Consider the following 13,347-nt stretch of genomic DNA (forward strand, 5'->3'; position numbering starts at 1 on the left):
CTCTTAGTTTTTAGTTTTTATCTATTATTATATTTTTTTACCTATTAATACTTTCTCAAATATGTCAATTCCAACTTTATCTATAACCTTACATATTCTTTCTTCAGGATTAGCTAATTTACTGTATGTATCTAATATATCTTGTATTAATTCTACTATCTCTTCTTCTTGATATAAATTAGTTAATTTATCCCCAAATCTATATCCTCTTCCCATTCTTCCTCCAATATAAATAGCCATTCCTTGCTTATCAATTTCCATAGCTCCAAAAGGACAAACTTGAGCACATTTTCCACAATTTACACATTCTTCTTTATTCCATACTAGTTTTTTGTCTACAATCTTAACTGATTTTTGCCTACATGATTTAATACATAACCCACAATTTTCACACTTATCTTCATTAAATTTAACATATATTTGGCCAACTATGCCAATATCATTTGTATTTGCTTTTGCGCAATTATTTGGACATCCTACTAGTGTTATCTTAGTTTTTGCAGGTAAGTCATATGCGAAATATTCATCGTGTAGTTTACTACAAAGCCCTTGGGTATCATATATACCGTGTTGGCATACTGTCCCTTTACATGCAACTAATGGTCTAATTTTCTTTCCTGTTCCTCCATGATATAATTTAACTTCTTTTAAATCATTTTTTAAACTTTCTATATCTTCATATTTAATCCACGGAATTTCTACTGTCATTCTAGTCGTTAAACCTAGGTATCCTTTTCCATACTTTTGTGATAACCTAGCTAAATTACATAGTTCCTCTGATGTAAAATTTCCTGCTCTACTTAATATTCTTATAGAAAAGTATCCTTCTTGTTTTTGTGCTAATATCCCTTCTCCCTTTAGTCTTGCTATTTCATCTTTACTTATCACATCTACACCCCTATTCAAATATATATATTTATTTATAGGTTATCATACTTAATTTTTATCATCTAGCGTATTTATCCGTTTCATATATTTAATCTTATTATGAATACCATTAATTATTTTAATGATAAGAAATAAACATCAACTACTAAAATATACACAACAATTTAATCATAATAAAATTTTCTACTATAAAAAAGCCGTACATTTTATAAATGTACGGCTTTTTATCAATATTTATTATTCAACTGTTACTGATTTAGCTAAGTTTCTTGGCTTATCTACATCGCAACCTCTTTCAACTGCAACATAGTAAGATAATAATTGAAGCGGTAAAACTGTTAATATACTAGATAATATATCATCTACATTTGGTATATATATTACCTTATCAGCAGATTTTTCAACTTCTTTATTTTTTTCTTGAGCAATAGCTATTACATATGCACCTCTAGCTCTAACTTCTTCCATATTAGATACCATTTTTTCAAATAGTTCTCCTTGAGTTGCTATAGCTATTACCGGTGTTCCTTTTTCTATTAATGCTATTGTTCCATGCTTTAATTCTCCAGCAGCAAAAGCTTCTGCATGAATGTAAGATATTTCTTTTATCTTTAAAGCACCTTCCATAGCTAAGTTATAATCTAATCCTCTACCTAAATAGAATGCACTACTTGCATCTTTTAATGTTTTAGCAACATCTTCTTTGATGTAACTTTCTTGTTGTAAAGCTTGCTCTACTTTTTCTGGCATTTCTTTTAGCTTTTCTATCATATCGTTATAGAACTCTCTTGTTATAGTACCTTTCTTTATAGCAAAGTCTAATGCTATCATATAGAATGATACTAATTGAGTAGTGTAAGCCTTAGTTGATGCAACAGACACCTCTGGACCTGCCCATGTATAGAATACATCATGAGACTCTCTCGCTATAGATGATCCTACAACATTAGTTACTGATAATATTCTAGCTCCTCTATCTTTAGCATATCTTAAAGATGCTAATGTATCTGCAGTTTCTCCTGATTGACTTACTAATATCAATAATGTATTTTCATCTACAAATGGATCTCTATATCTAAACTCAGATGCTATATCAGTTATTACTGGTATTTTAGCAAACTTCTCTATAGCAAACTTTCCAACAAGCCCTGCATGATATGCAGTACCACATGCAACTATATATACTTTATTTATTTTTTCTAAGTCTTCCTTAGTCATTTTTATATCATCTAATTGGATTTCTCCATTATCATTTAATCTTCTTATTAATGTTTCTTTAACTCCATTTGGTTGCTCATATACTTCTTTTAACATAAAGTGCTCATATCCACCTTTAGATGCAGCTTCTACATCCCATGTTATTTCAGTAACTTCTTTTTGAACAACTTCTTTATTCTCATTTAAAACAGTTAATTTGTCTCCAACTATATGAACAAATTCTCCATTTTCTAAGAAGTATACGTTTCTAGTATACTTTAATATTGCCGGTATATCAGAAGCTACAAAGTTTTCTCCTTCTCCAAGACCTACTACTAATGGACTATCTTTTCTTACTGATACTAACTCATTGTTATTATCTTTACATACAACACCTAATGCATATGCTCCTCTTAATCTTTCAGTAGCCTTGTAAACAGCATCTAATAAATTTCCTTCATAGTACTTGTCTACTAAGTGAGCTACTACTTCTGTATCTGTTTGAGATAAGAATATAACACCTTCAGCTTGCAATTCTTCTTTTAATTCCATATAGTTTTCTATTATACCATTATGAACAACTGCTATTGTTCTATCCATATTAAAGTGAGGATGAGAATTTACATCAGATGGTTCTCCATGAGTTGCCCATCTAGTATGTCCTATACCTAATCCACCCTCTATTGGATTTTTTTCTAAATCCTCAGCTAATACTGCTAATCTACCTTTGAACTTTCTTATTTCTAATTCATTTCCAACGTTAACTGCAACTCCTGCAGAATCATAACCTCTGTACTCTAACTTAGAAAGCCCTTCTATTAAAACTTCTGTTGCTTGTCTGTGTCCTAAATATCCAACTATTCCACACATATTAAAATTCCTCCTAAAAATATTATTTATTTTATATATTTTTAGAGTTAGGTCATGTTGTTTAATTAAACTTGCCTTTGTCCAAAGAATTACTTCTATGTTTTAAGTAAGTTTTAACGATGATAAACACACCGCAGAGCATCCGCCGATAATTCGATAAACTCTGACCTCGTCAACTCAGCACTGATGTTATCTAACATCTATCTAGTTACTAAGTTCTGGCGCTTATAAAGAGAATACTAAGAAATCTCTTAAAATATACTCCTATTACTATTTTAGCTTTAGGATATACTTTATGGTCTTAGCATTCACTTTTAAATTACGATAGTTTTTCTTGAATAAGATTAGCTAAATTTGTAGCTAATTCTTTTATTTGACCTTCCTCTTTACCCTCTAGCATAACTCTTACTAATGGTTCTGTACCTGATGGTCTTATTAAGACTCTTCCGCACCCATCTAGTAAATTTTCTATTCGTTCTATTTCATTTTTTATTTCAGGGTACTCCATGTATCTATTCTTATTTTCATTTTTTATTCTAGCATTAACTAGTACTTGTGGGTACTCAGTCATTACTGCTGCAAGTTCTGATAGTTTTTTACCTTCTTCTAGTACTATTTGCGCAAGTACTAATGAACTTAAAGCACCATCACCTGTTGTATTATAATCTAAGAATATCATGTGGCCTGATTGCTCTCCACCTAAGTTGTATCCACTATTTTTCATTTCTTCTAAAACATATCTATCTCCTACAGCAGTTGTAGCAAGTTTTACTCCATGCTCTTTTGCTGCTATAGTAAGTCCTATGTTGCTCATTACTGTGACTACTAATGTATCTTGTGCTAATTTATTTTTCTTTTTTAAGTATATAGCACTTAATATCATTATATGGTCTCCATCAACAATTGTTCCATTTTCATCAACTGCAATTAATCTATCAGCATCTCCATCATATGCAAGACCCAGATCAGCTTTATGCGCTAGAACAGCTTCTTGTAGCTTTTGTGGATGTGTCGATCCACAGTTATCATTTATATTATTCCCATTTGGGTCACTATTTATTGTTACTACACTTGCTCCTAACTCATCAAATACTATCGGTGCAATTTTATATGCTGCTCCATTTGCACAATCTAAAACTACTTTTAATCCTCTAAAATCCACATTTATTATAGATTTTAAGTAATCTATATAATCTCTTTCTGCATCATGCATATGCATTTTTTTGCCAACTTTTTCTCCAACTGGATGATAATCTACTTTTTCTATATTATCTATATGTTCTTCTATATTTAATTCAACTTCATCATCTAACTTATATCCATCTTGATTAAAGAATTTAATGCCATTATATTCAACTGGATTGTGTGATGCTGATATTACTACTCCACAATCAGCTTCATATTTTTTTATTAAGTATGCTACTGCAGGTGTTGGAACTACTCCAACTGTTATCACATCGCATCCAACAGACATAAGTCCTGCTGTTAATGCTGATTCTAACATATCTCCAGATATTCTTGTATCTTTTCCTACTACTACTTTAACTTTTTCTTTCCCTTGAGCTAAAACATAACCTCCAGCTCTTCCTAACTTATATGCCAAATCACAAGTAAGTTCTGTATTCGCGATTCCTCTTACTCCGTCTGTTCCAAAATATTTTCTCATTAAAAATCTCCTTCCATAACGAAAAGCCTCTCAAACTATAATATATTATTATGTGCATATAAATATATTATAGTTTATTCCATAAAGACATTTTAATATATATAAACAAAAAGAACAATAGAATTAATTCTATTGTCCTATTTTTGTAATTTTTTATATAATTTTAATACTATTTTATAGCATCTGCACCTTTTTCTAAAGCTGCCTTGTTTAGTGGTACAAATTTTTCTTTACTAGGTCCAAATACCTTTTTGAAAGCTTCTAAAACTGAATCAATTTCTACAGTTGAATCTGTTTTTAAGTACGCTCCTAGCATTATCATATTTGCAACTCTAGGATTTCCTAATTCTGCAGCTATATCATTTGCTGGTATATAATGAACTTCAACGTCATCTCTTTGTACTTTTTTCTCTATAAGAGAACTATTTACTAGTATTTTCCCGCCTGGTTTAACTTCTTGCTCAAATTTTTCAAGTGATGGTAAGTTCATAACTATTGCACAAGTAGCATCTCCTGTTATAAGAGGAGAACCAACTGGATTATCAGATACAGTTACTGCACAGTTAGCTGTACCTCCACGCATTTCTGGTCCATATGATGGTAACCAAGAAACTTCTTTACCTTCTAACATTCCTGCATAAGTAAGTAATTGTCCCATAGACATAACACCTTGACCACCGAATCCTGCACATATTACTCTAGCTGTAGACATATTACTTCACCTCCCCATTAAGATCAATATCTTTTATATTACCTAAAGGATAGTACGGCATCATATTGTCTCTTAACCATTGTAGAGAATCATTTGGTGCTAATCCCCAGTTAGTTGGACATGTAGATAATACTTCTACTATACCAAATCCTAATCCTGCATGTTGAACTTGGAAAGCTTTCTTTATAGCCTTTTTAGCTTTTCTAACATTAGCAGGTGTATCTACAGAAACTCTCTCTACAAATACTGCTCCTGTTAATGTAGATAACATTTCAGTCATTTTTATTGGGAATCCTTGCGTATCTATTTGTCTTCCATTCGGAGCTGTAGTAGCTTTTTGGCCAACTAATGTAGTTGGAGCCATTTGCCCACCAGTCATTCCGTATATAGCATTGTTTACAAATATTGTAGTGAATTTTTCTCCTCTAGCTGCAGCATGAACTATTTCAGCTGTCCCTATTGAAGCTAAATCTCCATCTCCTTGATATGTGAACACTGTTTTATCCGGTTGAATTCTCTTTATACCTGTAGCAGCTGCTGGTGCTCTACCATGAGATGCTTCTTGCATGTCACAGTTAAAGTAGTTGTATGCTAAAACCGAACATCCAACTGGAGCTACCCCTATAGTATCTCCTAGTACATCTAATTCTTCTAATACTTCTCCTACTAATCTATGGATTATACCATGAGTACATCCTGGACAATAATGAGTTTGAGCATCTGTTAAACCTTGAGTTTTCTTAAATACAACTGACATTATTTAACACCTCCTACAGCTAATTCACTTTCTACTACTTCTCTAGCCTTGTTAGCTATTCCTTCTGGATCTGGTACCATCCCTCCAGCTCTTCCATAGAAATGTACAGGTAATCTTCCTTCAACAGCCAATCTCACGTCTTCTACCATTTGACCCATACTCATTTCAACAGTTAATAAGTCTCTAGCTGCTGGTATTTTGTTGAATGCTTCAACTGGGAATGGCCATAAAGTTTTAGGTCTTATAAGACCAGCTTTTATTCCTTCCGCTCTTAACATATCTATAGCATTTTTTACTATTCTTGATGTAGTACCATAAGCTACGAATACTAATTCAGCATCTTCTGTTTGGTACATTTCATAATCAACTTCATTCTTTTCTATTTCCTTGTATTTAGCTTCTAGCTTTATACAATGTTGTTCTAATTCTTCTGGTTGTAAGTATAATGAATTTATTACATTAGGCTTTCTTTGACCTTTAGTTCCTGTAGTTGCCCAATCTTTAACTGGTAATTCTCTAGTCTTAGGAGCTTTAAATTCTACTGGCTCCATCATTTGACCTATCATACCATCTGCAACTACCATAACTGGAGTTCTATAGAAATCTGCAACATTAAATGCTTCCATTATCATATCAACTGCTTCTTGAACAGTAGCTGGAGCATAAACTGGAGTTCTATAATCTCCATTTCCTCCACCTCTTGTAGACATGAAGTAGTCAGCTTGAGAAGGTTGTATTCCACCTAATCCTGGACCACCTCTCATTACGTTAACTATAACGCAAGGAAGTTCAGCCCCTGCAGCATAAGTTATACCTTCTTGCTTTAATGCTATTCCTGGAGAAGATGAAGAAGTCATAACTCTTGCTCCTGTACCTGCTCCACCATATATCATATTTATAGCAGAAACTTCTGATTCTGCTTGAACGAATACTCCTCCAACATTAGGTAACTCTTTAGCCATATATTCTGGTATTTCATTTTGTGGTGTTATTGGGTAACCGAAGAAATATTTACATCCAGCTTCTATAGCTGCTTTACCAAATGCTTCGTTACCTTTCATAAGTATCTTAGCCATTAAAATTGCCCCCTTTAATTTTTAATTAGTCTCTCTCTACTGTTATAACTGAATCTGGACACATAGTAGCACAATTTGTACATCCTATACACTTATCCATATCAACAACTGTTGCTGGATTATATCCTTTTTTATTAATTCTACTATTATCCATAGATACAATTTTCACTGGACATGCTTCTATACATAATCCACAACCTTTACAAAGGTCCTGATCAAAAAATACTGTTCCTTTAGCCATGTTCCTATGCCCTCCTTAAAATTTTTCTATATATTTGAGCTCAAATTACATCCAATCTTCTCTCATATAAAGCTTAATAGGGAATACTTCCCCTTCTAAATCCTTTGGTAACTCCGGTACAAGGTTTTCCATACATACAACATACTTAATTGGTATATTGCATAGCGTTGATACTTCTTCTACCAATGCTTGACCTCTTAATATATCATCTATAGTAGTTGATCTAATAAGATGCGTATTATTTATCAAACCTGTAACCTTAAGTCCTGAAGATTTTTCTATTGCTTTTATATGATCGATGACCTTGTTAGCAGTCTGAGTTTGCTCTCTATTTGCATTTACTACACAAAACATATCATAATCATTTTTTTCTATTAAATGGCTGAACCTTCCTACAACCCTAGCACCTACATTATCTCCACCAACATCCATTACATAATCATAAGATTTATCATTTATTGGTGCTGAAATCTGTCCTGATATTGCTGGTAAGTCTAGTGTTGGAGCATCTATTGAACTATCTATAGGAAGTATATCTAGAGATTTTAATAATTCTTTTTTCTCTCTTGTTCTAAAGTAAACATTCACTACATCTAAGTCCGATAGTGCAACTTTACCATCTACTTCACTTCTCAGCTTAGTAACATAGTTTATAGCAAATTCACTTTTCCCACTTCCATAATGTCCTATTATGATTCTTATTCTGTTATCGTTGGTTATCATTAATCTCACCTATTAAGTCATATAATTAAATTCATATATGTTATTTGTTTAATGCGCTTGTCTATATTTTTATATGCATTCTACTGCACAACCATATACTTGAGGTTCTTCTTCCTTATTTAGAACTCTAAGTCCTCCTTGAGCTAATGCTATCATCTCATCTTCACCTGGATAAACCTTTACATCAGATATAAATTTAACTCTATCTTCTATCATGCTTGTAAATAACTTAGAATAAGCTATTCCTCCAGTTAATAATATTGCATCTACATTTCCTTTAAGTACAGATGCGCATGAACCAATTTCTTTACTTACTTGGTAAGCCATTGCTTCATAAATTAATTTAGCTTTGTCATCACCATTAGTAATTCTTTCTTCAACATCTCTACCATCATTAGTATTTAAGTATCCTACTAATCCACCATTACCTTTTATTCTCTTTTTAATTTCATCTTGAGTATATTTACCACTAAAACACATTTTTACTAAGTCTCCCACTGGTAAACCACCACTTCTTTCTGGAGAAAATGGTCCTTCCCCATCTAAAGCATTAGCAACATCTATTACTTTACCCTGTTCATGAGCTCCTACAGATATTCCTCCACCCATATGAGCTACTATAAAGTTACTGTCACTGTATTCCTTATTTAGTTCCTTAGCAGCTCTTCTAGCTATAGCTTTTTGATTTAGTGCATGGAATATACTTTTTCTATCTATTTCAGGTATTCCTGATACCCTAGCTACCTCATTCATTTCATCAACAACAACAGGGTCTACTATATATGATGGTATATTAACTTCATCCCCTATTTGCTTAGCTATAATTCCACCTAAGTTTGATGCATGTTCTCCTAACACACCAACTCTTAAATCTTCTATCATCGCTTCATTTACAACATACGTTCCACCTTGTATAGGTTTAAGAAGTCCTCCTCTACCTACTACAGCATGTAACTCAGATGTTTTCACTCCACCTTCTTCTAATACTTCTTCTATTACTTTCTTACGGAATTCAAATTGATCTGATATTTTTTCATATTGGCCTATTTCTTGAGAAGAATGTGTTAAAGTTTTTTCAAATACTAAATCCTCATTGTCAAACACAGCTATTTTAGTTGATGTTGAACCAGGATTTATTGTTAGTATTTTAAATACATTATTCATATGCTGTACCCCCTAATATATTAAGCTTTAGCTGCCATTAATACACCTAAAGCTATTGAATTTAACTTAGTTTCTTCATTATCAGCTCTTGAAGTTAATATTACAGGTGCTTTAGCTCCTACTATAAGTCCTGCATTTTTTGATTTAGAGAAAAATACTAATGATTTATATAATATATTCCCTGCTTCTATATCTGGAGCTAATAATATATCTGCTTTACCTGCTACTGGATGATTTATACCTTTGTGATTTGCAGCTTCTAATGATACTGCGTTGTCTAATGCGAAAGGTCCACCTACTATACAGCCTTCAATTTCCCCTCTTTCACACATTTCTTCTAATTCTTTTGCATCTATTGTATCTTGCATTTTAGGATTTACTTTTTCTTTGGCACATAGCGCAGCTACCTTTGGTTTTTCTATATCCAATGCATGTGCTACTATGCATGAATTTTCTATAATTTGTTTTTTAATATTTACATCTGGCGCTAAATTCATCGCTGCATCAGTTACTAAAAATAATCTGTCATATCCCTCTATATCAAATACTGCAACATGACTTAATACATTTCCAGTTCTTAAACCAACCTCTTTATTTAACACTGCTTTTAATATTATAGATGTATCTACTAATCCCTTCATTACCATATCTGCTTTACCTTGTGATACTAATTCAACTGATTTTAGAGATGCTTCTGATAAGTCTTTTATGTCTATTAATTCATAGTTATTAAGATCTATATTTATACTATTTGCTATTTCTCTTGTTTTTTCTATATCCCCAACTAAAATAGCGTTAGCTATTTTCTCTTTTCTAGCCATTTCAACAGCCATTAAAACTTCTTTATCTTGGCAACATGCCACAGATATAGTTTTAGGCCCTCTTTCTCTTGCATATTTTATTACTTCTTCAAAGTTTCTCATTTACTCCCACCTCATTTTTGATATCTAATAAAAAATTATTTTTCTGACTTTTTCTCATAGTTCCTAGTTAATACATAACGCAGTTTAGTTATTTAAATAATCATATCTATCCCTTATATTCTATAGAAAGATACTATTCTTATTTATACAGAGTATAATTTATTTATTTTTTATTATATTATGATGTGACTAAATACTGATAATTAAATTTAGAGTACATTTTGTTTAGAATACTTTAATGTTCTCAATATAATCTGTACATGTTGTGTTCTATATTTTAATTATACATTTTTCAGCAACGTTTTCCTAGTCATTTAAGATTTGTTTGATTTTTCTGACTATTCCCCTTTAATTGCTATTCCCTTTTATATTATTACTAAAATAAATAAGATGCAACAAAAATATCTTTTTTTTTCGTTAAAACGATATTTTCTGTTGCATCTTCATTTAAAGATAGCCTATATTATTCTGTTTTATTTGAATCAACAACTATATTTTTAAGATCATATTTCAAATCATATTTTATATCATACTTATCATCTTCACTAATTACTTGGGATAAGTCTATATATAATACTATATCTGATTTTGTTATAGTTCCTACACTCTCTAAATATTCAATGTTAACATTGACCTTATCTGGTACCTTTATAGTTGTTACATCTATATTATTTTCATTGTTTCTTATCTCAATTTCCTCTGATCTATATACAAATTCTTCTTTAATTACTTCTAAATTATTTGATTTTATGGTAATATATTTAGTTTCTGTTGCTACACCTTCTGGAATACTTAGGTATATATCCTTTGAAGTACTATTGTTTAAATCCTTTATATCTATAACCTGAGTCTCTATATACTCAAGTTTATCTATAATGTCTCTTTTACCCTTTACGCTTATACTATTCTTACTTAATGTATAATCTTTTAGATTGGCTTCAGAGTTACTCTGTTCATCAAACTTAATTTTTATAGGAACGTCTTTTTCCTTTAACAAAGTAGCACTCACTATGACAGATGTTCGTTGTAACTCTACACCCTCAACTTCATTACCCTCTTCATCTATAGGCATTAAGCCTATTTGAGCGGAAAAATCATTAGTTTTTGAGCCTACATCCAATATGCCTATAACTTTCTGAACTTGATCAACTAAAACCCTTGGTCCTGATACGTCTATACTATTTTGATCTTTATCTATACTTACAGTATCTATATTTTCTTTTGATTTACCTTGTGCTTGTATCTCTATACTTCTTTCTTCTGCTACTACTTTCTCTAGGTTAACTATAATAACATTATTTTTAAATTCATGAGTAACTCTTTCTGAAGTACTTGCTTTTAAATATATATCATTTTTTCCTTCTATTGGATTATTTATTTGTCCATATACATGTATATTTTCTTTCTTAATCTTTTGTATATTTGAAAGTTTTCCAGATATAGATATATCTGTAGTTAACTCAATATCCGGATAAATTACAAGATCTTTTTCTTTTAAATCATCCATATTGCTTATAACTATAGGAACATCTTCAAATAACTTAGTTTCTTCTGGGTCTACTACAGCCATAACATATAGCCATAATAAAAGAGCACTTAGCAGGGATATTAATTTTATTTTGGTATTATTTTTAAATTTATCCATCATTTGAATATACCACCTTTAAAAAAGCTTTTCTCATCTGCTTTAGCCTTTAAATTACTTCTTAGTATATTTATCATTCTATCTTTTGATATGTTTCTATATAACTTCCCTGCTTTAGCTATAGATACATCTCCTGTTTCTTCTGAGACAATAAGTGATATACAGTCTGAAACCTCACTGACACCTATTGCAGCTCTATGTCTAGTCCCTAAATCCTTACTTAAGTCTTTACTCTCGGTCAACGGCAAGAAACATGCTGCTGCCTTTACTTGCGAATCCCTAATAACAACCGCCCCATCGTGTAACGGAGTATTTGGGATAAATATATTTATTAATAACTGCCTTGATACTTCACCATCTATACTAGTTCCTGTATTTATTATCTCACCTATCTTAGTCTGTCTTTCCATAATAATAAGAGCCCCAATCTTTTGCCTTGATAATGAATATAAGGATTCAACTATTTCTTCTATTGTTTTATTAAACGATTCTTCTGGTGTATTTGGACCATTTTTCATAAAGAAATTAAACTTAGTTCTACCTATATGTTCAAGCCCTGCTCTAAGTTCTGGCTGAAAAATTATAAGAGCCGCTATGACTCCAAACTCAAGAGCATTAACTAATATCCAATGAAGAGTATGTAATTTAAAAGTATTACTTATTTGGGTACCTACTAATAAAAATAGTATTCCTTTTAAAACTTGTGCCGCTCTTGTATCTTTTATAAACATAAATATCTTATAAAATATATATGCAACTATTGATATGTCAATTATGTCATTTATTGTTATTCTAAAAATTATATCAAAAAAACCACTTAAAAAATAATTTATATCCAACACAGTTTTATCCTCCTGTTTGACAAGTTCTTAATTATTTACACTATGTATTATACTATATTAATCTAACTATATACAAATTAATTACATTATATAATTATATAAAAAAAAAGTTTCACTAAAGTGAAACTTTTTTTATTGGTGAGCGCACAGGGATTCGAACCCCGGACACACGCCTTAGAAGGGCGTTGCTCTATCCAGCTGAGCTATGCACCCATATTATTTATATGGAGCGGGAAACGAGATTCGAACTCGCGACTTCAACCTTGGCAAGGTTGCGCTCTACCACTGAACTATTCCCGCATATTTAATTGGCGACCTGGAAGGGGCTCGAACCCTCGACCTCCAGCGTGACAGGCTGGCATTCTAACCAACTGAACTACCAGGCCGCATAATGGTGGGACTAACAGGGCTCGAACCTGTGACCCCCTGCTTGTAAGGCAGGTGCTCTCCCAGCTGAGCTATAGTCCCATAAGTTTAATCTGGAGCGGGTGAAGGGGATCGAACCCTCACAGCTGGCTTGGAAGGCCAGAACTCTACCATTGAGCTACACCCGCGTATTTAATTTTTTTGGTGACCCATAGGGGAATCGAACCCCTGTTACCGCCGTGAAAGGGCGGTGTCTTGACCGCTTGACCAATGGGCC

General features: G+C 32.1%; 12 protein-coding genes and 6 tRNA genes. All 18 read right to left on the minus strand.

Annotation, left to right across the window (positions count from 1 at the left end; all coding sequences use genetic code 11):
• Positions 1-27 precede the first annotated feature (27 nt).
• The 18 genes from AC11VW_RS02100 to AC11VW_RS02185 all read right to left on the minus strand — a co-directional run bounded on the left by AC11VW_RS02100 (position 28) and on the right by AC11VW_RS02185 (position 13,347).
• Positions 28-888: a 4Fe-4S binding protein gene (locus AC11VW_RS02100; RefSeq protein WP_484299743.1), complete on the minus strand. Its 861-nt coding sequence runs from the start codon at positions 886-888 to the stop codon at positions 28-30.
• A gap of 237 nt (positions 889-1,125) precedes the next feature.
• On the minus strand, positions 1,126-2,955 hold the full coding sequence (gene glmS / locus AC11VW_RS02105; RefSeq protein ID WP_484299744.1) for a glutamine--fructose-6-phosphate transaminase (isomerizing): 1,830 nt from the start codon (positions 2,953-2,955) through the stop codon (positions 1,126-1,128).
• A 319-nt stretch (positions 2,956-3,274) separates the two neighbouring features.
• On the minus strand, positions 3,275-4,621 hold the full coding sequence (gene glmM / locus AC11VW_RS02110; protein ID WP_484299745.1) for a phosphoglucosamine mutase: 1,347 nt from the start codon (positions 4,619-4,621) through the stop codon (positions 3,275-3,277).
• A gap of 169 nt (positions 4,622-4,790) precedes the next feature.
• Positions 4,791-5,333: a 2-oxoacid:acceptor oxidoreductase family protein gene (locus AC11VW_RS02115; protein WP_484299746.1), complete on the minus strand. Its 543-nt coding sequence runs from the start codon at positions 5,331-5,333 to the stop codon at positions 4,791-4,793.
• A gap of 1 nt (position 5,334) precedes the next feature.
• Positions 5,335-6,090 (minus strand): thiamine pyrophosphate-dependent enzyme, encoded by a 756-nt coding sequence (locus AC11VW_RS02120; protein WP_484299747.1) that lies wholly within the window; start codon positions 6,088-6,090, stop codon positions 5,335-5,337.
• On the minus strand, positions 6,090-7,166 hold the full coding sequence (locus AC11VW_RS02125) for a 3-methyl-2-oxobutanoate dehydrogenase subunit VorB (protein ID WP_484299748.1): 1,077 nt from the start codon (positions 7,164-7,166) through the stop codon (positions 6,090-6,092). Before AC11VW_RS02125 ends, AC11VW_RS02120 begins: the two co-directional genes overlap by 1 nt.
• Before the next feature lie 25 nt (positions 7,167-7,191).
• The gene (locus AC11VW_RS02130) at positions 7,192-7,407 is read right to left on the minus strand and encodes a 4Fe-4S binding protein (RefSeq protein ID WP_484299749.1); all 216 of its coding nucleotides are present in this window, start codon (positions 7,405-7,407) and stop codon (positions 7,192-7,194) included.
• A 45-nt stretch (positions 7,408-7,452) separates the two neighbouring features.
• Entirely contained in the window at positions 7,453-8,130 is a 678-nt protein-coding gene (locus AC11VW_RS02135) for an ATP-binding protein (RefSeq protein ID WP_484299750.1), read from the minus strand.
• 69 nt (positions 8,131-8,199) lie between these two features.
• Positions 8,200-9,294, minus strand: a complete 1,095-nt coding sequence (gene buk, locus AC11VW_RS02140) for a butyrate kinase (protein WP_484299751.1) — start codon at positions 9,292-9,294, stop codon at positions 8,200-8,202.
• A 20-nt stretch (positions 9,295-9,314) separates the two neighbouring features.
• The gene (ptb, locus tag AC11VW_RS02145; RefSeq protein WP_484299752.1) at positions 9,315-10,217 is read right to left on the minus strand and encodes a phosphate butyryltransferase; all 903 of its coding nucleotides are present in this window, start codon (positions 10,215-10,217) and stop codon (positions 9,315-9,317) included.
• Positions 10,218-10,680: 463 nt separating this feature from the next.
• Complete coding sequence (locus AC11VW_RS02150; protein ID WP_484299753.1) at positions 10,681-11,865, minus strand: CdaR family protein; 1,185 nt, start codon at positions 11,863-11,865, stop codon at positions 10,681-10,683.
• Positions 11,862-12,704 carry a diadenylate cyclase CdaA gene (cdaA, locus tag AC11VW_RS02155; protein ID WP_484299754.1) on the minus strand — a complete coding sequence of 281 codons (843 nt, stop codon included), beginning with the start codon at positions 12,702-12,704 and terminating at the stop codon, positions 11,862-11,864. Before cdaA ends, AC11VW_RS02150 begins: the two co-directional genes overlap by 4 nt.
• 136 nt (positions 12,705-12,840) lie before the next feature.
• Positions 12,841-12,917, minus strand: a tRNA-Arg gene (locus tag AC11VW_RS02160).
• Between the two features lie 12 nt (positions 12,918-12,929).
• Positions 12,930-13,004 (minus strand) — tRNA-Gly (locus AC11VW_RS02165).
• A 9-nt stretch (positions 13,005-13,013) separates the two neighbouring features.
• A tRNA-Asp gene (locus AC11VW_RS02170) sits at positions 13,014-13,090 on the minus strand.
• 6 nt (positions 13,091-13,096) lie between these two features.
• Positions 13,097-13,172, minus strand: a tRNA-Val gene (locus AC11VW_RS02175).
• A 12-nt stretch (positions 13,173-13,184) separates the two neighbouring features.
• Positions 13,185-13,258: transfer RNA gene (locus tag AC11VW_RS02180), tRNA-Gly, on the minus strand.
• A 14-nt stretch (positions 13,259-13,272) separates the two neighbouring features.
• Positions 13,273-13,347: transfer RNA gene (locus tag AC11VW_RS02185), tRNA-Glu, on the minus strand.

This window comes from Romboutsia sp. (assembly GCF_056995035.1).

Excerpts from the sequence above, each read along its gene's own strand:
- glmS (WP_484299744.1), bottom strand. The coding sequence starts at position 2,955 with ATGTGTGGAATAGTTGGATATTTAGGACACAGACAAGCAACAGAAGTT.
- glmM (WP_484299745.1), bottom strand. The coding sequence starts at position 4,621 with ATGAGAAAATATTTTGGAACAGACGGAGTAAGAGGAATCGCGAATACA.
- AC11VW_RS02115 (WP_484299746.1), bottom strand. The coding sequence starts at position 5,333 with ATGTCTACAGCTAGAGTAATATGTGCAGGATTCGGTGGTCAAGGTGTT.
- AC11VW_RS02120 (WP_484299747.1), bottom strand. The coding sequence starts at position 6,090 with ATGTCAGTTGTATTTAAGAAAACTCAAGGTTTAACAGATGCTCAAACT.
- AC11VW_RS02125 (WP_484299748.1), bottom strand. The coding sequence starts at position 7,166 with ATGGCTAAGATACTTATGAAAGGTAACGAAGCATTTGGTAAAGCAGCT.
- AC11VW_RS02130 (WP_484299749.1), bottom strand. The coding sequence starts at position 7,407 with ATGGCTAAAGGAACAGTATTTTTTGATCAGGACCTTTGTAAAGGTTGT.
- AC11VW_RS02135 (WP_484299750.1), bottom strand. The coding sequence starts at position 8,130 with ATGATAACCAACGATAACAGAATAAGAATCATAATAGGACATTATGGA.
- buk (WP_484299751.1), bottom strand. The coding sequence starts at position 9,294 with ATGAATAATGTATTTAAAATACTAACAATAAATCCTGGTTCAACATCA.
- ptb (WP_484299752.1), bottom strand. The coding sequence starts at position 10,217 with ATGAGAAACTTTGAAGAAGTAATAAAATATGCAAGAGAAAGAGGGCCT.
- AC11VW_RS02150 (WP_484299753.1), bottom strand. The coding sequence starts at position 11,865 with ATGATGGATAAATTTAAAAATAATACCAAAATAAAATTAATATCCCTG.